At 44.5% G+C, this 21,981-nt stretch carries 16 protein-coding genes; 3 read left to right on the top strand and 13 right to left on the bottom strand.

What is annotated here, in order from left to right; genetic code table 11:
- Positions 1-49 precede the first annotated feature (49 nt).
- The 6 genes from ilvB to G5B00_RS01935 form a co-directional block, all read right to left on the bottom strand.
- Positions 50-1,792, bottom strand: a complete 1,743-nt coding sequence (gene ilvB, locus G5B00_RS01960; protein WP_163871554.1) for a biosynthetic-type acetolactate synthase large subunit — start codon at positions 1,790-1,792, stop codon at positions 50-52.
- A 119-nt stretch (positions 1,793-1,911) separates the two neighbouring features.
- Positions 1,912-3,609, bottom strand: a complete 1,698-nt coding sequence (gene ilvD, locus G5B00_RS01955) for a dihydroxy-acid dehydratase (RefSeq protein ID WP_163871553.1) — start codon at positions 3,607-3,609, stop codon at positions 1,912-1,914.
- Positions 3,593-4,483 carry a branched-chain amino acid transaminase gene (locus G5B00_RS01950; RefSeq protein WP_163871552.1) on the bottom strand — a complete coding sequence of 297 codons (891 nt, stop codon included), beginning with the start codon at positions 4,481-4,483 and terminating at the stop codon, positions 3,593-3,595. The genes ilvD and G5B00_RS01950 overlap by 17 nt, the downstream gene beginning before the upstream one ends.
- Before the next feature lie 362 nt (positions 4,484-4,845).
- Positions 4,846-5,097, bottom strand: a complete 252-nt coding sequence (atpC, locus tag G5B00_RS01945; protein WP_163871551.1) for an ATP synthase F1 subunit epsilon — start codon at positions 5,095-5,097, stop codon at positions 4,846-4,848.
- A gap of 83 nt (positions 5,098-5,180) precedes the next feature.
- Positions 5,181-6,683, bottom strand: a complete 1,503-nt coding sequence (atpD, locus tag G5B00_RS01940) for a F0F1 ATP synthase subunit beta (RefSeq protein ID WP_163871550.1) — start codon at positions 6,681-6,683, stop codon at positions 5,181-5,183.
- 160 nt (positions 6,684-6,843) lie between these two features.
- Positions 6,844-7,383 carry a DUF2892 domain-containing protein gene (locus G5B00_RS01935; RefSeq protein WP_163871549.1) on the bottom strand — a complete coding sequence of 180 codons (540 nt, stop codon included), beginning with the start codon at positions 7,381-7,383 and terminating at the stop codon, positions 6,844-6,846.
- 60 nt (positions 7,384-7,443) lie between these two features.
- Between G5B00_RS01935 and G5B00_RS18250 the strand changes: the two genes are divergently transcribed.
- On the top strand, positions 7,444-7,578 hold the full coding sequence (locus tag G5B00_RS18250; protein WP_255453771.1) for a hypothetical protein: 135 nt from the start codon (positions 7,444-7,446) through the stop codon (positions 7,576-7,578).
- Positions 7,579-7,684: 106 nt separating this feature from the next.
- Positions 7,685-8,359: a uracil-DNA glycosylase gene (gene ung / locus G5B00_RS01930; RefSeq protein ID WP_163871548.1), complete on the top strand. Its 675-nt coding sequence runs from the start codon at positions 7,685-7,687 to the stop codon at positions 8,357-8,359.
- Here ung and G5B00_RS01925 read toward each other — a convergent pair.
- The 7 genes from G5B00_RS01925 to G5B00_RS01895 form a co-directional block, all read right to left on the bottom strand.
- A complete protein-coding gene (locus G5B00_RS01925) occupies positions 8,356-9,423 on the bottom strand; it encodes a DUF6695 family protein (RefSeq protein WP_163871547.1) in 1,068 nt (355 codons plus the stop codon). The two genes, ung and G5B00_RS01925, sit on opposite strands and share 4 nt — an antisense overlap.
- 16 nt (positions 9,424-9,439) lie before the next feature.
- On the bottom strand, positions 9,440-9,910 hold the full coding sequence (locus tag G5B00_RS01920; RefSeq protein ID WP_163871546.1) for an Lrp/AsnC family transcriptional regulator: 471 nt from the start codon (positions 9,908-9,910) through the stop codon (positions 9,440-9,442).
- A gap of 340 nt (positions 9,911-10,250) precedes the next feature.
- Entirely contained in the window at positions 10,251-11,687 is a 1,437-nt protein-coding gene (gene phnY, locus G5B00_RS01915) for a phosphonoacetaldehyde dehydrogenase (RefSeq protein WP_163871545.1), read from the bottom strand.
- Between the two features lie 12 nt (positions 11,688-11,699).
- Positions 11,700-12,941, bottom strand: coding sequence for a phosphonoacetate hydrolase (gene phnA, locus G5B00_RS01910; RefSeq protein WP_163871544.1), 1,242 nt, complete (start codon positions 12,939-12,941; stop codon positions 11,700-11,702).
- A 38-nt stretch (positions 12,942-12,979) separates the two neighbouring features.
- Complete coding sequence (locus G5B00_RS01905; RefSeq protein WP_240894347.1) at positions 12,980-14,245, bottom strand: MFS transporter; 1,266 nt, start codon at positions 14,243-14,245, stop codon at positions 12,980-12,982.
- A gap of 23 nt (positions 14,246-14,268) precedes the next feature.
- Positions 14,269-15,357 carry a zinc-binding dehydrogenase gene (locus G5B00_RS01900; protein WP_163871543.1) on the bottom strand — a complete coding sequence of 363 codons (1,089 nt, stop codon included), beginning with the start codon at positions 15,355-15,357 and terminating at the stop codon, positions 14,269-14,271.
- Positions 15,358-15,444: 87 nt separating this feature from the next.
- On the bottom strand, positions 15,445-18,009 hold the full coding sequence (locus tag G5B00_RS01895; protein ID WP_163871542.1) for a phosphocholine-specific phospholipase C: 2,565 nt from the start codon (positions 18,007-18,009) through the stop codon (positions 15,445-15,447).
- 802 nt (positions 18,010-18,811) lie between these two features.
- Here G5B00_RS01895 and G5B00_RS01890 point away from each other — a divergent pair.
- Positions 18,812-21,973, top strand: a complete 3,162-nt coding sequence (locus G5B00_RS01890) for a SusC/RagA family TonB-linked outer membrane protein (RefSeq protein WP_240894346.1) — start codon at positions 18,812-18,814, stop codon at positions 21,971-21,973.
- Positions 21,974-21,981: the final 8 nt, after the last annotated feature.

The raw sequence follows: 21,981 nt of genomic DNA, 5'->3' as shown, positions 1-21,981 counted from the left end.
CAATAGGCTCTAATTGCTTAAAGCTTACTGCCTATAGCCTGCAGCTGTCTTATTTTAACCTAATTTCCGATACGGCTGTACCTTGTGCAACCATGGGGAACACGTTGTTCTCTTTGCCTACGACGACTTCCAATAGGTAAGATCCATCATGATCCAACATTGTTTTCAATGCTTGTTCCAGATCTTTTCTATCCGAAATCTTGTTGCCTTCAATATAATAAGACTTGGCCAAGGCTACAAAGTCAGGGCTGGTAATGTTCACAAAAGAGTAACGTTTGTCATTGAACAATTGTTGCCATTGTCTTACCATACCTAAGAAACTATTATTCAAGATCAGAATCTTGACCTTAGCGCCGAATTGCATAATCGTTCCAAGTTCCTGCAAAGTCATCTGAAACCCTCCGTCGCCAATGATGGCGATGATATCACGATGAGGGGCTCCATACCATGCACCGATGGCTGCCGGCAATCCGAATCCCATAGTCCCCAACCCTCCGGAGGTAACGTTGGATTTGCTCTTGTTGAATTTAGCATAGCGGCAAGCAATCATTTGGTGTTGACCTACGTCCGTCACGATGACGGCGTCACCACCAGTTAGCTCATTCAGTACACGGACGACTTCGCCCATGGTCATGATGTCAGAGGTTGGATTGAGCTCGTCGTAGATGACTTCTTTTATCTCTTCTTTTTCCAATTCACGGAACTGTTGCAACCAAGCACTGTGATCGGCTTTGTTGATCAATTCAGTCAACATAGGTAAGGTTTCTTTACAATCCCCCCAAACCGGTACGGTTGTTTTGACGTTTTTGTCGATCTCGGCAGGATCTATATCCAAATGGATCACCTTTGCCTGCTTGGCATACTTGTCCAGACGGCCCGTAACCCGGTCATCAAAACGCATGCCTACAGCGATGAGTACATCGCAAGAGTTGGTCATGACATTAGGAGCATAATTGCCGTGCATACCCAACATACCCACGTGCAGCGGGTGATCTGTTTCCAATGCAGACAGCCCCATGACCGTCGCTGCAGCAGGGAGGCCTCCTTTTTCGATGAAATCCTTAAATTCTTGCTCGGCTTTGCCGAGAATGATACCTTGCCCAAACAAAACAAAAGGTTTTTTTGCTTCATTGATGACTTTAGCAGCCTCTTCGACATATTCTCTGCGTACGATAGGGGCAGGCCTGTAACTACGTACGTGGTTGCATTTCTCATAGCTTTTATAGTCGAATAGCTGAATCTGCGCATTCTTGGTAATATCGATCAATACAGGGCCGGGACGTCCGGTCTGTGCGATATAGAACGCTTTGGCAAGTACTTCGGGAATTTCGGTTGCATCGGTCACCTGATAATTCCATTTGGTAACGGGTGTCGTGATGTTGATGACATCTGTTTCCTGAAATGCATCGGTTCCTAATAGAGCTGCAAAGACTTGTCCGGTGATGCAGACGATGGGATTACTATCAATCATGGCATCGGCAAGACCTGTGACCAGGTTTGTTGCGCCGGGACCACTTGTCGCAAAAGCCACACCTACACGTCCTGATGTACGTGCATACCCTTGTGCGGCATGAATCCCACCTTGCTCGTGGCGTACCAAAATATGCTTTAGCTTGTCGTTGTAGTCATACAGCGCATCGTAAATAGGCATGATGGCACCACCTGGATAACCAAACACAGTATCCACACCTTCGTGGATCAACGCTTCCAACACGGCTTGAGATCCGGAGATCTGTGTATTGGCCAATGTGGATTGGGTTTCCTTTGTTTCCGTTTTTTCCAGTGTACTCATTTTATATTAGTATTGAGATGTTAGTATTGGGTATTGAGATTAAGGAATAAGGAGCAAGGATCAAGGACAATAGACTAACCGGAAATCTTTGTTCTTTGCTCTTTAATCTTTGTTCTTTTTTATAAATCCGTCACACAACCTTGTGAAGCATTTGCTACCGTTTTGGCATATTTGTACAGGACGCCTTTGCTTACTTTCAGTGCAGGCTGTTGCCAGTTTGCTCTGCGTTTAGCGATTTCCTCATCCGAAAGCTTGACATTGATCGTATTGTTCACGGCGTCTATTTCGATGATGTCATCGTCTTCGACCAGACCGATCAGTCCTCCTTCATAGGCTTCAGGTGTGATATGTCCCACGACGAATCCGTGTGTCCCACCGGAGAAGCGTCCATCGGTAATCAAAGCGACAGATTTACCCAGGCCCGCACCGATGATCAAGGAAGTTGGTTTCAGCATTTCTGGCATTCCCGGAGCACCTTTTGGCCCTTCATTTTTGATGACGACAACATCGCCGGATTTTACACGTCCAGAAGCTATACCTTTTGCCAAGTCCTGCTCGCCATCGAATACGCGGGCGGGTCCGGTGAATTTCTCTCCTTCTTTGCCCGAAATCTTGGCCACCGAACCTTGCTCTGCCAGATTGCCGTACAAGATTTGCAAGTGCCCGGTCTTTTTGATCGGGCTGGACAAAGGTTGTACGATAGCTTGATTGTAATCCATGATGGATTTGACATCTGCCAGGTTTTCGGCGACCGTTTTTCCGGTTACTGTCAAGCAGTCACCGTGTAAGAGTCCTTCGTCTAATAAGTAACGCATGACAGCAGGTGTACCGCCATATTGGTGGAGATCCTGCATCAAGTATTTGCCTGATGGTTTGAAATCTGCCAATACAGGTGTTTCGTCGGACATACGTTGAAAATCATCCGGTGTGATGTCTACGCCTACGGAATGACCAATAGCAATGAAGTGGAGTACCGCATTGGTCGAACCACCAAGGACGACAATCAGACGCATGGCATTTTCGAAGGCTTTGCGTGTCATGATATCCGATGGTTTGATATCCTTTTCCAACAGGATGCGTATATATTTACCTGTTTCAAAGCATTCTTTCTTCTTTTCTTCGGATACAGCAGGATTGGAGGACGAATACGGTAGACTCATCCCCAAAGCCTCGATTGCAGAAGCCATAGTATTGGCTGTGTACATTCCTCCGCAAGCACCAGCTCCCGGGCAAGTGTGGCGGATGACACCGTCATAATCTTCATCGGAAATCGTACCAGCAATTTTTTTACCCAATGCTTCAAAAGCAGACACGATGTTCAATTCTTCGCCTTTGTAATAGCCGGGTGCAATAGTTCCACCGTAGACCATAATAGAAGGGCGATTGAGTCTGGCCATAGCCATGATCGCTCCGGGCATATTCTTGTCACAACCTGGGATCGCGACTACACCATCATAGTATTGTCCGCCACAGATGGTCTCTATGCTATCTGCAATGACATCACGGGATACCAAAGAGTAGCGCATACCTTCTGTACCATTGCTCATACCGTCACTCACACCGATGGTGCCAAAGGTAAGACCTACCAAGTCATTGTCCCAAATACCTTTTTTGACCACTTGTGCCAAATCGTTGAGGTGCATATTGCAGGTATTACCATCGTAACCCATACTAGCAATACCGACTTGACCTTTGTCCATGTCGGCATCGGTCAGTCCGATACCGTATAGCATGGCTTTCGCTGCAGGCTGTGTTTCGTCCTGCGTAAAGATGCGACTGTACTTGTTTAAAATCGCTTTGTCAGATGATGACTTCATAATTCTCTTGCTCTAATACTAAGTTTTTATATTTTCGTTGGATAGATGCTCCAATGGTGTCTTTCCACTCTTCTTTATAGACGACGTGATCCACCTGTTTGATACCGATGATTTCTGTGGCGGTACCACTTAGAAATGCGCTATCGGCCTTGTACAAGTCTTCTACGGTCAGTCGCTTTTCAATGAGGTCAAATCCCAGTTCATGACAAATGCCAATGACTGTCTGCCGTGTGATACCCGGAAATATATTGCCCAAAGGTGGAGTATATATCTTAAAATCTTTTTCGATAAAGATATTTTCACTGGATGCCTGCGATACGAAGCCTTCCTGATCCAGCAAGATTGCCTCGTCGAAGCCTTTTTGTAGCGCGTCACTAGTTGCCAATATGGAGTTGATATATTGACCGGATACCTTTGCATTGACCAAGAACGACTTGGGATTGGGCCTCTCAATAGGTGAAATATTGACCCGAAGCAGGTTTTGTCCCAAGTAAGGCCCCCATTCCCATGCAGCAATCATGATGTTGGCTTCCTTGGATGCGGTGAGGTGCATGTTGGAACCGGAGAATACCAACGGGCGTATATAGGCTGCACGAAGATTGTTTGCTTCGAGTAGTTCATAGCTTTTCTCGATCAGTACACGATTCTGCCAAGTATAGGAAAGATCTATGGCCTGACAGGAATGCTGTAGCCTTTCGAAGTGTTCCTCTGCTTTGAATATACGTGTGCCATTGTGGGTATTGTATGCTCGGAGACCTTCGAATGCACCATAACCATAGTGTAGGGACTGACCAAAAAGGTCAATGCCAGCCTGACTTGCTTTTACAAACTCGCCGTTCAAATAGATTAAGGTGTCCTGATGATAGTATTGCATTGCTACGTCTAAAATGAATAAAGTGTTCCTTCCCAAAACAATTTATTCCTATGAAATATTTACTTGGTTAAGTTAGCCCGATTTGAAATTCTTTACAATAGCTAAACAAACTATTTTTAAAAAGTTTTTTATTTTGTTTTATATATGTTTATATGTAATTATGTATTTGTTTTATTGGTTTCAATAGAATATTATTTGTTTTGTTGTGAACTATATTTAAAATCGGTATATTTTTTGAAAAGATGAGTTTTCCGTTTAAGAGCTGAAATTCTTCCTAAAATTAGCTTTTTGCCTTATAAAGTTGTAAAAAATAAGCCCTTAAAACAGAAGTCTTAAGGGCTTGTTATTTGTATTTTTTACTTTTATTTTTCAGTAATTCCTTCGGCTAAGATGACGATATTATTATCCTTGGCTTCGACGACACCACCTTTGATAATAATGGTCCGTTCCTCATTATTGTTGATCTTAATAATGACCTTTCCATCCTCAAGTGTGGATACTATGGCCGCATGATCTTTCAATATCTGGAAAGAGCCTGCTGCGCCCGGTACGGTAACGGCTGTTGCCTCACCTTCGTAGGCCAATTTGTCGGGAGTTATGACTGTTAATTTCACTTGATTTACGATTTACGATTTACGATTTACGATTTACGATTGCAAACAAATCTACAATCTAAAATCCGCAATTGTAAATTAGTTTAAACGGCTTCAGCCAATAGTTTTTTGCCTTTTTCGATTGCATCTTCGATCGTACCGACCAAGTTGAATGCAGCTTCTGGGTATTCGTCTACCTCACCATCAATGATCATGTTGAATCCTTTGATGGTATCTTTGATGTCTACCAATACACCTTTTAGACCTGTAAACTGCTCGGCCACGTGAAACGGCTGAGACAAGAAACGTTGTACACGACGTGCGCGATGTACGGTCAGTTTGTCTTCTTCCGAAAGCTCGTCCATACCTAAGATGGCGATGATATCTTGCAATTCTTTGTAGCGTTGAAGGATTTCTTTCACGCGTTGAGCTGTATTGTAATGTTCGTCACCTAGTACGGCCGGAGAAAGGATACGTGAAGTCGAATCCAAAGGGTCTACCGCAGGGTAGATACCTAGCTCGGCAATCTTACGTGATAATACTGTAGTAGCATCCAAGTGTGCGAAAGTCGTCGCAGGGGCGGGGTCAGTCAAGTCATCCGCAGGCACGTAAACCGCTTGTACGGATGTGATAGAACCATTTTTTGTAGAAGTGATACGCTCTTGCATCAACCCCATTTCAGTAGCCAATGTAGGTTGGTAACCAACCGCTGAAGGCATACGTCCCAATAGGGCAGATACCTCAGAACCGGCTTGTGTGAAACGGAAGATATTGTCAATAAAGAACAACACGTCACGTCCTTGGCCTTCACCATCACCATCACGGAAGTATTCGGCAACAGTAAGACCAGAAAGGGCTACACGTGCACGTGCTCCGGGAGGCTCGTTCATCTGACCGAACACAAATGTACATTTAGAGTCTTTCAACAGCTCTTCGTCTACGCTTTCGATAGGCCATTCGCCTTTTTCCATGCCTTCCATGAAGTGCTCACCATATTTGATGATACCCGACTCCAGCATTTCACGAAGCAAGTCGTTTCCTTCACGGGTACGCTCACCTACACCGGCAAATACGGATAGACCACCGTGACCTTTAGCAATATTGTTGATCAATTCCTGGATTAATACGGTTTTACCTACACCCGCACCTCCAAACAAACCGATCTTCCCACCTTTTGCATAAGGCTCCAACAGGTCAATGACTTTGATACCTGTGAAAAGTACTTCTGATTCGGTAGAAAGGTCTTCAAATTTAGGAGGTACATTGTGGATAGGACGTCCATTGGTCGTATCCAAAGCGCGGATACCGTCGATAGGACCACCGACGACGTTGAATACACGACCTTTGATCTCTTCGCCCACAGGCATTTTGATCGGAGCTCCGGTGTCCACTACTTCCATGCCGCGTACCAAACCTTCGGTAGCGTCCATGGCAATCGTACGGACACGTTCTTCGCCCAAGTGCTGCTGAACTTCTAAAACGATGCGTTGTCCATTTTCTTTCTCAATGTACAAGGCGTCATAAATCTTAGGAAGATTTTCATTGTCGGCGAAGTTGACGTCAACCACGGGGCCGATAATCTGCGCTATTTTACCAATATTGGCCATATTATAGGAACTAAATTTATTAATCTATTTATCCACAGGTCTTTCGATCTGTAATTTGGAATGCAAAAATAAGTTTTATCAAATGAAAAGCAAAACGAAAAGCAAAATAAAAATTATAATGGTAGAGACGCAATGCATTGCGTCTCTACCATTATAATTTTTATCTGGAATAACGGAACTGCTGTTTGTCCATTAGTCCCATCTGGTCTTTCATCATTTTGATCTGATCGGCCAATAATTTATTCTTGTCAGCTCTTTTTGCTTCCTGCAATAGTTTTTCTGCTTCCCGCTTGTTTCGTTTGGCCATGGCTACACCTGCCAGGCTGAGCTTTGCCAAGGCGACATTATGATCCATGTGAAGCCCCAACGACAAGGCTCTTTTAAAGAACTTTTCCGACTGCATAGGCGCACGTTGGGATTCAATAAGACCTAGCAGAAGGTGGTAATAACCATGTTGAGCAGAGATCAATTGCTTTTCGTAGCTCTTGATGTTTTTCAACCATTTTTCGGCTTTGGCCATATCCTGCTTACGAAGATACCATTGGGCAATGAGCATATTCTCATTGAAAAATACGGTCACCCAAGCCAGTATCGTCACGAGAATGCCTAAGATCCCCCATCCCCAATGACCAAACCAAAATAATACTACCGTGCCGACAAGTAGAAGCGAACTCAATATGATGCGGACTATATTTGACATGTCTGTTCCTTTAAATTAGAACTGCAAAATTAGGTAAAATGCTTTGCATTAGCGAATGCTATGGCAGAAAAAATGTTGGTGGTAGGATTCGAGCAGAAGGTCTATGTAGGGGCAAATCATGATTTGTCCTTAATCTGGGCGAAAGATGTTTCGCCTACGTGTATCGGAGATATATTGGGATCGTTTCTTTCGTAGAGACGCAAGATGTTGCGTCTCTACGTTGGGCTTGAAAGAGGGATTCGTGTGCTAGCAACAGCTTTGTGCCTTTATTGTTTCAGAAAAAAAATGTATTTTTGAAAATATGGCAACACTATATGACGAGAGCTGGGCTCCGATACTGAAACCTTTGTTCCAGCAAGATTATATGAAGCAGTTGTCTGCTTTTGTGCAGCAAGAGCGAAGTAGAGCAACTGTTTTTCCTCCTCAGAATCTCGTATTTAACGCTTTCCGCCTCACGCCTTTTGACAACGTGAAAGTCGTGATATTGGGGCAGGATCCTTATCATAATATTGGCCAGGCTCACGGATTATCTTTTTCCGTTCCGGCGGGAATTCCCCATCCACCTTCCTTGCGTAATATCTTTGCCGAGTTGGTCACGGATATTCCAGGATTTCAGGTACCAGCATCGGGAGATCTGACCCGCTGGGCCCAACAGGGAGTGCTGTTGCTCAATGCGACGTTGACTGTCCGTGCCCATGAGGCAGCATCCCATCAGGGAAGGGGGTGGGAAACGTTTACGGATCAAGTCATTACGGCTATTTCATCCCAGCTGGAAAATGTTGTCTTTCTTCTTTGGGGTTCTTATGCACAGCGTAAAAGTGTGCTGATAGATGCCAATAAACATCTGATCTTGAAAACGGTACATCCATCACCCTTATCTGTATACAGGGGATTCTTTGGCTGTCAACATTTTTCCAAAGCAAATGCTTATCTAACCCAAAAAGGTAAGCAGCCTATTGATTGGCGGTTGGGCTAAGCATATCTTTCTTTGATATGTTCGTAGCGGTGTTCTTCTGTCGGGAGATGTGCCGTATGTTCGATCTTTATTTTAACGCCATTTTGTTCGATATGGGTAAATAACAAATGACTATCGTAGGTGACCGACCACTGCTCTGCGGGATCAAAGGACGCGGATGCAGCACCTTGAACGACATACTCCAATCGCCCATCACTTGTGAAGCGTTTGATCGTAAATAGTAGTTTTTCCTTATTGTAGGTTACGGTGTACCAGGCACCGTCTCCTACACCACCGAGGTACATCGCATTCTTGGGGAGGGTAATAGGCTTTGAATTAAATTTCATTGCCCCGATAACCCGATCTGTGGGGAGCAAATTAGCTTTTTTGCTTTTAATATTGTCCCCTAGCTGCTTGATCAGAAACCACAGGGATTGCCATCGGTTCATCTTAAAATGTTTTAAGCCCTCTTCCCGTAAGTAGGAATAGATCATCCTATCGGAAGCTGCATTGACCAAATTGCTGACAGGACTGGATTTGATGGTTTCCGGAAGGTTGATACTATGCCAAAAATGAAATCTTGACGACGATTTTAAGAGCATCCTAGTAATGAAACGGGAGCAATTGTTGTTGTTGCGGGCTACTGCGCCATAGGGATAGGTTCCACGTGCTACCCACTCATCCCCAAATTGTTTAGCGGTGTCAAAATCTATACCTTTTACGATAGAAAAAAACAGTTTTCCTTCGCCGTACATAAAGGGTTTTAAGCTTTCAAAATGTGCGATGATTTCTTCCAGGTTTTGAATGTTGCCATCGCTTATCTTTGCCGTGGTTTTGATTTCGAGCAAAGGATCCGAATACTTGGATCTGGCTCTGCCAAAACCACGTGGGGTAATATATCTTCCAAAATCATAGAAGAGCATTTCGCCACTTTTGTGATTGACGACAACTATACCTGTGTGGCCTACTTTAAAATTCAGATTCTTGACTAGCCCTATTCTTTTGAAAAACATCATCCATGCTTCATCCCCGCGTATCGTTGCATCGGGCCAGGTCAGTATGATTGCAAAGTCTTTGTAGGGCATGGTGTACACTTTGTTTTTAGTATTCGAGTGGGACGATAGGCTCTTTTTTGGAGGTAGACATGATCATCATCGTCTGAAAAGTTTTTACGTACGGTATTTTTGCAATTTTCTCCATAATGACCGCTTCGTATGCTTTGATATCCTTGACATAGACTTTGAGAATAAAATCGCAGTTGCCAGTGACATGGTGGCACTCGGTGACTTCTGGAATGACTTTCACCGCTTCCACAAACTCAGGAATAGCATTGTGCGTATGAAAATCCAACGAGATCTGTATGAAAGACTTGATACCCAATCCTAATTTCTCTTCGTCTACAAAAGCGTGGTAACTTTTGATAAAACCAGAATTTTCCAGTTTTCGGACACGTTCCAAAGTTGGAGCAGGAGAGAGGCCAATGTTTGTGGCCAATTGCAGGTTCGTAATACGACCGTTTTCCTGGAGCAGGCGTAATATCTTGAGATCTAATTTGTCCGGTTGGTACAACATGTCAGCGTGTAATTTTTACTTCCAAAGATAAATATAGAAAATATTTTGGAGAAGTGGGGCACGAAGAATCTTGTACTTTCAAAATAGAGGTTATTTTGAGAGAATTGAATCGTCATAAAGGGCGGATTAATCCCTTATATTGGAATGCATAGGTTGTATCAATATAGCTATAAGGAATGGTGATAACCTTCGTCACTGAGGGTATCAGATACCAATTGTAACCGAATCGTACTGTTGCCTTTTTGTTTAAACTTCCTTCATTAGTCCGGGGCTTAAACTCCGGGCTAATGAAGTATATATTAGTACTGTCCGTAGACTTCTGTAAGGGCCTCCCAAAACTCTACCAAGGCAAAGAAAAAGTCTTCACAAAGCTGAAGCACTTCATAGCCTCTATGACCCCTTCTTTGATGCCCAAACCGGAATCTTTGAGGCCCCCGAACGGAGAATTTTCAATACGATATCCTGGGACTTCATTTATGTTTACGGTACCGACGTTCAGCTCTTTGATAAACCGGGTCGCATAAGCCATATTATTGGTCACTATACCCGATGACAGGCCGTAAGCTGTAGAATTGGACAAGGCGATCGCGTCGTCGATATCTTTGAACGGAAGTATAGGGGCCAAAGGACCGAAAGATTCCTGTACGATCATTTGTGCATCCCGCGGTACCTCGTCGATCACCGTAGGCTCCAGCAAAGCTCCTGTGCGTTTACCGCCCAACAATACTTTGGCACCTTGTGCGACAGCCTTGTGTACGACACTTTCCAAATAGATGGCGGCTGCTTCGTCGATGACTGTACCCACTTTTGTTTCCGGGTCTGCAGGATCACCGCAGGTGTATTCTTTTGCTTTTTCCACAAATCTCGCGACAAAATCAGCTTTGACTTTTTCGTGCACGAGAATACGTTTTACTGCTGTACAGCGCTGTCCGCTGTTGCGAAATGACCCTTCTGCTGCCAACAGGACGGCCTTGTCCAGATCGGCATCTTCCATAATAATCAACGGATCGTTGCCACCGAGTTCAAGAATTACCTTTTTATAACCGGCAGTAGCCGCAATATGCTTGCCCACGGCAACACTTCCTGTAAACGAAACAATGTCTACCCGTGGATCTTTGACCAAGGGCTCAGCCACATTGGCAGTCTCGCCGAGCAATACGCTCAACATCGCCTTCGGAAGTCCTGCTTCGTAGAACAATTCGGTAATTTTGATGGCTGTCAAAGGCGTTTTTTCGGAAGGCTTTAGAATGACGGGTGTTCCTGTTGCCAAGGCTGGTGCAATTTTGTGTACGACCTGATTCAACGGATGGTTGAACGGTGTGATACATACTGCGAGATTTAAAGGTTCTCTTTGCGTAAATATCTTGCGTGCTTTGCCCTGAGGAGATATGTCACAGGAAAATATCTGTCCATCGTCCTTTAGGCATTCTGTCGCGGCAAAAAAGAGTACGTCATGTGCTCTTCCGGTTTCGTATCGGGCTTCACGTATGGCCAGTCCGGCTTCAGCACAGATCGTTTGTGCAAATTCTTCCTTCTGCTCCAGCAGCAGTTTGCGTACATTGTCCAATATGGTGTAGCGTTCGTATCTGGACAGGGTTGTTTTGTTTTCCAATGCCAGTTTGATAGCTTTTTGCGTATCTTCTGGGCCGGCCAAAGTCACTGTGCCGACAAGACGGTTATCGTATGGGCTGCGCACTTCCAGCACATTTTCCGATTGCAGTGGTATCCCGGCGACATAGCTGCTTGCCCGGATCACTTCTGTTGATGTTGTTGTCATTATACCAAATAATTAATGTGTTCCGTTAACCGTAAAGTCAAAAATATCAAAGTTGCGCGGATCGCCGGCCGCTCTGACACGGTATTCATTGTTCAAAGGGTGCGATATGATCATGGGTACCATTTCTTCATAGCGTCCTCCGTGCGAACGCAATGTGCCGTCGAGTGCCGCAAGATCATGATATTGTGGGCGACGTCCTACGACCACATCCCGTGCGGACATGACGACCAGGTCGCCGGTCCTATCTTCTGGTTGTTCCAGGTTGCGAACGGCAGATTGTTTGTCGTGCACTTCCGTAATACCCGGCTGTAATGATAACCATTCTTTGACCTCTTCAATGCGGGACTTGTCATCTACATGCACGACGACATACGAGCCCAAAGCACCGTGGTGTTTGACGTATGGGTCTGTGATCGGGCAAATGACCCTATATCCACTACCAAACTGTTGTTCCAACATGTCTTCTACAAACAATACGTTGGGCGTGCCATCGGATTTGATCTTGGCATTCATGCCGTGATCTGCTGTGGCACCGATGACGGCTCCGAGTTCAAGCATCTTGCCTATTTCCTTGTCCATCTCTTCGTAAAAAGCCAATGATTCTTCGGCTTCCGGAGCATAAGTATGTTGCATATAGTCCGTGAGGGAAAGGTATAGAAAATCAGCTAATCCTTGCTGTATTAAGGCTGTTCCGGCTCTCAGTACAAACAGACTTGCTTCGGGACTGTAGATAGTGGGTGTAGGATAACCTACTTTTGCTTCTACATCATCTATACCGTGTGTTTCCGTCTTTGCTTGATTTGCTTTTTCGGCTGAGATAGCGATACCGTTGAGCTTGTGCGACAGGATATCACGTAGCTTTTCTTTTGCGGTCACGACGGCCACTTTGCGGCCTGCATTGGCTGCTGCGGCCAATAGAGTCTCGGCTCTTAGGTATTCCGAGGAGTTCATCATTACTTCCTCATCTTTGGTGGTATCGTAAAAGAAATTGCCACAGATACCGTGTACGGCCGGAGATACGCCTGTGACGATGGATGAATTGTTGACATTGGTAAAAGAAGGCAAGGCCCCACGTACCATTCCTCTATATCCGTTTTTGCTCATCTTTGTCAAGGATTGCAGGCGGCCGTGGGCCGCGGTGACATCCAGGTATTCATCTGCTGATCCATCTATACAGATGACGACGATAGGTTTGTTGGACGGGCGATAGGTTATTCCATTTGCTTGGAAAGTGTTTGTTGAGATATTATTCATGTGTTGTTTAGGGTTTAAAATTTAATGTTTAATAGTTATTATTCCTCATTGGTTTTGTGTAATGGGATGGTTTCATTTAGTATTTCTTTTTTATAGCCTACGAATGATATGACGAAGGCACATATCAACGAGATGATGGAAATAGCCAAAAAGACAAAGGATGTATCTTTGGTAAGGTCTATGATTTTGCCCAATATCGGTTCGCCCATAGCGGCAAACAAGTAAGCGCTCATGTTCATGATGCCGATACCCGTGCCGGTATATTTGCGGCCCAAGAGATCAGGGCTCATAGGCCAGAAATTGGCCTGCACACCATAGGCAAAGAACCCTGCACAAAACATCAATATACTATTCTGTATAATATTGTGTGAATGCGTAAAAAATATGAGTAGTGCGACGATTGCGCTAGCGGACATACCTACTGCAATGGACCGGGGCCTGTTGCCTTTAAAGACACTATCGGACAGGTTGCCGAATGTCACTGCTCCGATAGCCATGCCGATCGGCATAAGGAGCGTTACCCATAGGCTGTTTGGAGAAGCTTTCCAGTTTTCTCCGAGAAAATGTACGGGTGCCCAGAAAATTAATCCGTAGCGGGCCATGTTCTGAAAACCTATGGCCAGAGAGGCGATCAGGAATTTACGGTTGCTCAATACGATCTTGTACCTTTCCCGCCAGGATGTTTCGGTATTATCCTCGCCATCTTCCATAAAGTCGGCATAACCCTTGTCGCTGGGTTTGTCTCGGGCGATGATCGCGAAAATAATGGCCGCCACCAATAACAATAATACAGGCAGGCGAAACAGGTATCGCCATGATTGGTCTTGATGAAGCAGCATTATGGAGAGCAGGTAGGTCACAGCCGACGAACTGCCTGCAGCCATTGTATAAAAACCAAAAGCTTTGCCCCGTTCTTCGGGTCGCCACCAATTGGAAATGAGTCTACTGCCTGGCGCCCAAGCCATAGATTGGAAGTAGCCGTTGAGTGTCCATAGTATTAATACTACCGTGACATCGGTCGCGTAGCTGATGCCAATATTGGCACTAATGGATAAAAATGCACCAAGAGGTACCATTCTGCGCGCTCCGAAATGGTCGGCCAGATTACCGTTGACCAACTGTCCGATAGCGTACCCGATCAGCATAGAAAAACTGATCCATCCAATCATCGTATACGATATGCCCAGTTCTGCGGCCATATCTTTGGCTGCCCATCCGAAATTGTGCCGGCCCGTATAAAAAAACAGGTAGCAAAACATCGTCACGAGTAGCATGAGCCATTGGTCTTTCCTGAAATTTTTCATATTCATTTCGATTTGGGATAATTTTATATCCGTATACCTACCCGAAGCGGCTTGTGAGAGATGGCATATTCAAAGGCCTGTTCCGCTTCTTTCAACTCAAATTCTTGTTCGACCACGGTATCAAAAGGATATTTTTGCCAGCTATTTTCTAGAAAATCGAGGGCATATTTAAAATCGTCGAAATTATAATTGTGGATTCCTTTGATGGTATGCAGGTTGCGTATGATCTTTTCGGCATCAATGCCTACTTTTCGGTTTTTGAACACGGCACCGACCCACACGGCAATACCCCCTATGGCCAATATGTCCATTCCCAATTCCATCGCATCGGGCGAGCCGCTCATATCGAACACGACGTCAACCCCTTTTTTGACAAATTGTTTCTTCAGCACATCTGTCCCTTCTTCCGAATGTTGTCGTAGATTGATGCGTTGATTGGCTCCAAAATGTTGCGCGTGAAGTAATCTGTCGTCTGCAATATCCGCCGCGCCAATCCAAGAGGCACCTGCTTCGCGGCACATGGCTATGCAGGCGATTCCCAATAATCCCATGCCGAAGATGACTACATTCTTGCCGGTCAGATCACCTGCCATGCGGAGGGATGCGGCGACCGTGGCGATGGCACAGTTTAGCGTTGCCGCGATAGGCAAAGGCATGGATTCGGGTATTTTTAAGACACCCGTATTGCGGCGCAGCACACAATATTCGGCCAGCCCACCATGGAAAGCATTATTTTTCGTGATCTTGGCATGACCGTATTTGAACAGGTTGGTGCCCTTTTGAGGAATGCCTTCTTGTGCGAAGACCGATTGGGGGTCGCTTGAAAAGATGGACCAGGTAATGATGTCCCCTGGTTTTAAGGCTTCGCCGTTATCATCTGTTCCCGGATGCGAGTCGGCTATTTCTACGATCTCACCTACGATCTCATGTCCGAGTACAGAAGGACAGGCTTCTTGTCGGATCCCGCAATAGGTGTGTAGATCACTGCCACACAATGTGGTATAGCGGTTTCTGACGAGTATCTCCCCTTCTCCTAAAGAGGGTATATCATGTTCTAAAAGTGTTAGGGGTTGACCGCTCCCGTTAAATGCTACTAGTTTTCCTTTTCTCATTGTTTGTTTTAAGGTTATGTAAGTGAAGTAAGTTATGATCGTGATGCTGTTCATAGCTTCATCACCATCATCACTTTTATCACTTTATTAAATCATACGTCCCATAAAAGGGTCGGTAAAGGTATCTTCTCCGGTTTCTACGTGTCCGGCAAAACATTGTTCAAAAGTGTCAAAACCTGCAATGCGGACACTGAAATCATACCAGCCAAAACTTTTTTCAAGAGGCAGTACTATGTTTATCGAGTCTTTTGGTTTTATTTTTTTTTGAATATCGGTTGTTTTGTACGCATTGTCCCTTATGTGTATGGTGTATTCCTTTCCTTGATGCAGGTTTTCTATATATAGCACAATATTGCCTGTTGGTTTTCCGGATTTTGGATGGCACTGTTCATCAGGTTTCAAGATAATCTCGGGATCTTGTGCGTTTCCTGTAAACTCCCGATAGAATCCATTGGGGCCATAGACGCGAAGATGGTAAGTTCGGTTTTCAAATGAGTCGATTGCCCATTCATCGGTGAGGCTATCTCCCGGAACAACTGCATAGTTCCAGCTTGGGGCTGTTTCAAAGCCCTTCTCTGACGTTTTGTCCTGATATTTGTCCGGCGCATAGATTTTGAAAGGGGCTCCTGCAGATCGTTTGCCAAATGTTTCATTGCCTGCACTAAGATGGATTTCGAAGGATTTTTTATCTGCATTCCAATTTCCCGTCGCCTGCAATTGATAGGGGAGAGCACAAGCTGTGCGTACCCCCGGCTCTTGTCGAGGCATGAAGAATGCAAGTGAATTACCTCGCTTTACTTGTTCTATTTCGGTCTCTGTCAGTTCTTTGAATCCCGAAGGTACATCTTTGAATTGGGCTTGATGGATGGATTTTATCTGGCCTTCTTTGGACAAAAAATTTATTTTGGGTTCATTGATGTCCGGATTGAAAGGTCTAAATGCTGTTGTCAGATCTCCACATATTGTTCTGCGCCAATCACTGATGTTTTGGCATTTTATGGCCTTTCCTGTTTTTTTGCTTAGGAAGCCTTCCAGAAATTGCAGGGTAGAAGTATGGTCAAATACTTGTGAGCATACTTTGCTGCCCCGGCTCCAAGGGGAGGCAATAATCATAGGTACCCTATATCCTAAGCCTAGAGGAGCTTGACGGGCAACTTTTTTGTTGACACCCGCCTTCAGTTCGTCTTCGAGGGACACAAATTCGGTTCTGATATCTATTCCTTTTGATGTTTTTCCCGAATTTGGGTTGAAGGGAGAAGGTGGGGTAAATGGTGGAACATGATCAAAGTATCCATCATTTTCATCATAGGTAAGGATGAAAATGGTTTTTTGCCAGATTTCAGGTTTTTTGGTGAGGATGTCGAGTATTTCCGAAACATACCAGGCTCCATACCAAGGTGAACTGGGATGATCGGAAAACTTGGCCGGAGCGACCAGCCAGGAAACCGTGGGTAGATTGCCACTGTTGACGTCTGCCCTGAACTGGTGCAATACATCTCCTTTCGGAACTTCTAATGTCCGTTTTTTGCCCTCGTCATTGTACGTCAGCGTAGCAAGTTTATCGTAATCGGGATCGTTTTTATTAATTGTAAAGGCCTTGTTGTAAAGGTTTTTTTCTTCCTGCGACAGCTTTTCGAAGGTTTCGGCCGTATATTTTTTTAAATCCCGATAGGCTTTGTCCAATACGTCCTGTTTGGTCTGTATGGCTTTTTGTATTTTTTGATATTCTTCGGGATGTTCGCTAAACTCGTTTAGTTTTGATTGGAGCGCTCTGATCTCATCGGGAAGCTTTTCGATCTGTGCTTTTATACTTCGGATATACCTTGTGTTGAACTGCACATGGTAGCGGGAAAAATATTCGATGACATTACAATCGTAATTGGCCAGCCAGGACTTTTCTTCTCCCTGATACCCTCCTCCGGTACTGAGGTCATTTTGGTAGATCTTCCATGATATATCGTTCTTTTCCAACACTTCGGGAAATGTCTCCCACTGGAGCCCACCCCTGGTGACGTCCGGATTACGGATATGCGCTTGATTCTCATGTCCGGGTTTTTCTCTTATCGTGCCGGACATCAGGTAGAGCCTATTGGGAAAAGTGCTGGTATTGACCGAGCAAAAATTATGGTCACAAACGGTAAAGGCGTCTGCAAAGGCATAATTAAATGGAATATCCTGTCTGGTGTAATAGCCCATGGTCAAGGGGAGGTCTGCGTATTCTTTCTTGCGCCGGGATTTTTTTGCTTCCAGCCACTGGTCATGTTTACCTCCATTGCCGGCATCGACCTGATCATGTCTTCCGTGGGGTAGGTCTCCTGTCCAGGTGGCATTGGATCCTTTGATGTCCAGACGAAATGGGGCATAGGTTGCTCCTTTATCATTGCTTTGTAGCCAAACCGGATTGCCGTTGGGAAGGCTTATTGCCCGGGGGTCGTTGAACCCTCTTACACCTTTTAATGTGCCGAAACAATGGTCAAACGAACGGTTTTCCTGCATCAGGATCACGATATGTTCAGCATCCAGATAGGTGCTGCCAGGTTGTGGATCGATCGCCAAAGCCCGTTGGATGGAAGCCGGTAGTGCGGTCGAAAGTCCCGCAGCACCCGACAGCAGAAGTGCTTTTTTGATAAATTCCCTACGTGTATTTTCCATGTTTGAGTGTGTACTATTAGCCTTATAATTTCTTGAATCACTTATTGCAAATGTATATTTATTTTTTCACATAATGAAAATTATATTTTTTTATTTTTTTACTTTATGACATATTAATATGCTGATTATCAATCTTAATATAAATAAAATAGACGCTTAACATTTATGTAACATAAATTTATTTTTTTTGTATTGTGAAAAATAAAAATAATATTTATGTTTGTCTTAGTATTATAAACTGATGATTATGGCTTGCGATAAATTAGTGGATTTGAATAGGCCGAGATATGTCACGATGACGGTGTTAGGTTTTTTTGATGTGCTGTTCAGATGGTGACATTCGGCGGAGGATGGTGTGTGATGAAATTGAAGGTATTGTAAAATACGGACAATGTTGCAACACCTCAGATGTCGTATTAGCGCCTATATGTAATTGTATTTCTAGGTTCCGTTAAGAGGTCTGTCAATTTCTAATGAGCAATGAGGAGAAATGTTGCCTTCCCTCAGAAATTAAGTTGAATATTTTTGACAAAAGAAAAAGGAGGTAAAATAATGTGAACAGAAATTCTGAGCACTTGAATGAAGTGTTAGGCATAAAAATAGGGATGCTGTGAACATCCCTACATTTAGCTATTTAAAAAAATAACCTATTTAAATTATTCATTCAATTTAAACAATGCAAAGGTATAAATTACGCACGAATTCTCACTTTCTTATACAAATAAAGAAAGGTTTAGGATTATTTTATCTAACAACTGTATTAGGCACATGTGTCAATATAGGATCAGTATGCGGCCAGCCGTTGAGTCTCGCCGTTTCAAAAAGCAAAGCGACCAAAGATATTGCGGCGTTGAAGAAGAGCGCTTTCAAGTCCAATCAACAAGTAAAGACATTGAAAGGTAAGGTGAGTGATGAGCGCGGTAGGCCGCTGGCGGGTGTGACAGTACGTGTAGCCTCTACGGGTGTACAGGCTATTACGGACAGATCCGGCAATTTCTCTATCAGAGCTGCTGAGTCGGATTACCTGACTTTCACTATGTTGGGGTATGAAACACTTATTCAGCCAGTGGGAAGTAGCTCGGAGTACGCAGTGAAAATGGTGCCTATTTCTACGGCTATAGAAGAAGTTACGGTCAATATAGGTTACGGAACGGTGGATAAAAATGACTTGACAGGTTCTGTAGCACAGGTAAATATGGAGGATCTGAACAAAGCGCCTGTTGCCTCATTTGATGAAGCGTTGGCGGGTCGTGTCGCCGGTGTGCAAGTCTCAGCCAACGAAGGACAGCCCGGTACAGAAATGAATATTGTCATTCGAGGGGGTAATTCGCTCACGCAGAGTAATGACCCTCTGTACGTCATCGACGGATTTCCCATTGAAGACCCGGGTGCCGCAGTCCTCAACCCCGCTGATATTGAGTCTATCGATATTCTAAAGGACGCTTCGGCTACTGCTATTTATGGGTCTCGGGGAGCTAATGGGGTAATCATTATTGAGACTAAGAAAGGACAGGTTGGCCGACCGACTATCCGATACGAGGGGTCTGTTGGGTTTCAACAGGTTACCAAAAAGATGGAGATGATGTCACCGTACGAGTTTGTGAAGTATCAGCTTGAAATGAACCCGGAGGTGAGCCCGATCGTGTATTTGACTCGACCAGGGCGTGAATTGGAAGATTATCGTAATATCCAGGGTGTGAACTGGCAGGACCTGATGTTTAGGCAATCGCCTATGCACAACCACAACCTATCTGTTACGGGGGGAACGAAAGAAACTCATTATCGTATCTCGGGTTCGTTGTTTAGCCGTGACGGAATCGTTGTCAATTCGGGTTATGAAAGGGCGCAGGCCCGGATCGGCTTGGATCAGACCATTGTCGATAAATTGACCGTGGGCCTGCAGTTCAATTATTCTCGGGACAAAAACTATGGAAGTTTATCTTCTGCAGCACAGGGTGTCTCGACAGGTTATTCCACATATATGTTATACCGCATATGGGGATATCGGCCGGTTACTGGTACGGGAGATTTTAATGATTTGGTGGACGAGCTCATGGATGAGGAGGGTCTCGTTTCTTTTAGCGATGCACGTGTCAATCCGTTGTTGTCGGCGGAAAATGAAGTGCGGGAGCAGACGAGGAATACGCTTATTGGAAACGCGTATGTCAAGTATAAAATTACGGATGATCTCGAGTTAAATATTCGAGGTGGAATCAACTCCAGATGGCTTAAAGATGAAGAATTCTATAATTCCCGAACGGCTAGGGGATATCCAAGTGTCAACAATTTTAAGGGTGTGAACGGTGAATTTAGACAAGTTGAACGGAATGATTGGATGAATGAGAACACCCTGACGTATAAAAAACGAACCGCCAACAAGCGTCATTCCTTCAATGCGGTTCTGGGAATGACCATGCAGGGACGGCAGCAATCCCAATACGGCTACGAAGCATACGAGCTTCTTAACGAAAACTTGGGTCTGAGCGGAATGGATAACGGTGTTCCAGGCCCTCTGGATGCTCTCAAAACAGGCCATACCCTGGTTTCTTTTTTAGCGAGGGGGAATTACAACTACCGCTCCAAATATTTGTTGACCGGAACGTTCCGAGCGGATGGTTCTTCGAAATTTGCACCACAGAATAGATGGGCTTATTTCCCATCCGTTGGGCTCGCCTGGCGCATTTCCCGCGAGAAGTTTATGCAAGCACTTCCGATGGTCTCTGATGCTAAGTTTCGCTTTAGCTATGGCGAAACCGGAAATAACCGAATCGGGGATTTTGTACGATTCTCTTCACTGAGCACCGACTATCCGCGTTACTATCCGTTTAACAATACTCCAACACCGTCGGTAAACACCAACCGGTTTGGGAACGAAAACCTGAAGTGGGAAACAACGAAACAGACGGATATTGGGCTGGATTTGGAGTTATTTAAAAAGCGATTGAACCTAACTATCGATGTATACCGCAAAAACACCCACGATCTATTATTAAACGCAAATGTGCCGTACAGTTCAGGCTATTCGACGATTTATAAAAATATTGGGTTGGTACGGAATGAGGGGCTTGAAATCTCGGTAAGCACGACAAATCTAAAGAGACGGAATTTTGCGTGGACGACAGATTTTAATATCAGCTTCAATCGAAACAAAGTGTTGGGACTGACAGACGATGAAGAACAGATACTTTCGGATGTGAGCTGGACATCAACCTATAACAGCCAACCTTTGTATATGGCTAAGTTAGGTGGCAGCGCAGCAGCGTTTATTGGCTACGTATGGGATGGTGTCTATCAATATGCAGATTTTAACAAATTGCCAAATGGGACGTACGTGCTGAAGAACGGCGTACCCACGAATGGTCTGGATCGTGAGGCTATACAACCTGGAGATATGAAATACGTGGATATCAACGATGATGGGATTTTAAACGAACAAGATATCGTGGAGATCGGTCGAGGCATCCCCATTCATATCGGCGGGTTCAACAACAACTTTAGTTATAAGGGTTTCAATTTGAATATCTTTTTCCAATGGTCCTATGGCAATGATATCTTCAATACCAATCGGATTATGTTTGAAGGAAACTCGGAAGGCCGTGGACATTTGAATCAATACGCTTCCTATGTGGATCGATGGTCGCCCGACAACCAAGATAGTCGCAATTATCGGGCAGGGGGCCAAGGTCCTCGGGGTGTTTATTCTTCCAAATACATTGAAGATGGATCTTATCTACGCCTGAAGACGGTAGCTCTTTCATATACCTTGCCTCAATCCATGGCTAGGAAGATGAAGATGAATAATTTAGAACTCTACGCTTCGGCACAAAATCTATATACCTGGACAAACTATTCTGGGATGGATCCCGAAGTATCGGTCAGACACTCCACACTCACACCAGGATTTGATTATTCAGCCTATCCCATGGCAAAAACCCTCGTGTTTGGTATTAAAGCAGGATTTTAATATTGTGA

The sequence above is a fragment of the Parapedobacter sp. SGR-10 genome (assembly GCF_011030405.1).
Classification (GTDB): domain Bacteria; phylum Bacteroidota; class Bacteroidia; order Sphingobacteriales; family Sphingobacteriaceae; genus Sphingobacterium.
Note: the sequence above shows the minus strand (reverse complement) of the source record. Positions and strands in the feature narration are given on the sequence as shown.

Excerpts from the sequence above, each read along its gene's own strand:
- ilvB (WP_163871554.1), bottom strand. The coding sequence starts at position 1,792 with ATGAGTACACTGGAAAAAACGGAAACAAAGGAAACCCAATCCACATTG.
- ilvD (WP_163871553.1), bottom strand. The coding sequence starts at position 3,609 with ATGAAGTCATCATCTGACAAAGCGATTTTAAACAAGTACAGTCGCATC.
- G5B00_RS01950 (WP_163871552.1), bottom strand. The coding sequence starts at position 4,483 with ATGCAATACTATCATCAGGACACCTTAATCTATTTGAACGGCGAGTTT.
- atpD (WP_163871550.1), bottom strand. The coding sequence starts at position 6,683 with ATGGCCAATATTGGTAAAATAGCGCAGATTATCGGCCCCGTGGTTGAC.
- G5B00_RS01935 (WP_163871549.1), bottom strand. The coding sequence starts at position 7,383 with ATGTCAAATATAGTCCGCATCATATTGAGTTCGCTTCTACTTGTCGGC.
- G5B00_RS18250 (WP_255453771.1), top strand. The coding sequence starts at position 7,444 with ATGGCAGAAAAAATGTTGGTGGTAGGATTCGAGCAGAAGGTCTATGTA.
- ung (WP_163871548.1), top strand. The coding sequence starts at position 7,685 with ATGGCAACACTATATGACGAGAGCTGGGCTCCGATACTGAAACCTTTG.
- G5B00_RS01925 (WP_163871547.1), bottom strand. The coding sequence starts at position 9,423 with ATGCCCTACAAAGACTTTGCAATCATACTGACCTGGCCCGATGCAACG.
- G5B00_RS01920 (WP_163871546.1), bottom strand. The coding sequence starts at position 9,910 with ATGTTGTACCAACCGGACAAATTAGATCTCAAGATATTACGCCTGCTC.
- phnY (WP_163871545.1), bottom strand. The coding sequence starts at position 11,687 with ATGACAACAACATCAACAGAAGTGATCCGGGCAAGCAGCTATGTCGCC.
- phnA (WP_163871544.1), bottom strand. The coding sequence starts at position 12,941 with ATGAATAATATCTCAACAAACACTTTCCAAGCAAATGGAATAACCTAT.
- G5B00_RS01905 (WP_240894347.1), bottom strand. The coding sequence starts at position 14,245 with ATGAAAAATTTCAGGAAAGACCAATGGCTCATGCTACTCGTGACGATG.
- G5B00_RS01900 (WP_163871543.1), bottom strand. The coding sequence starts at position 15,357 with ATGAGAAAAGGAAAACTAGTAGCATTTAACGGGAGCGGTCAACCCCTA.
- G5B00_RS01895 (WP_163871542.1), bottom strand. The coding sequence starts at position 18,009 with ATGGAAAATACACGTAGGGAATTTATCAAAAAAGCACTTCTGCTGTCG.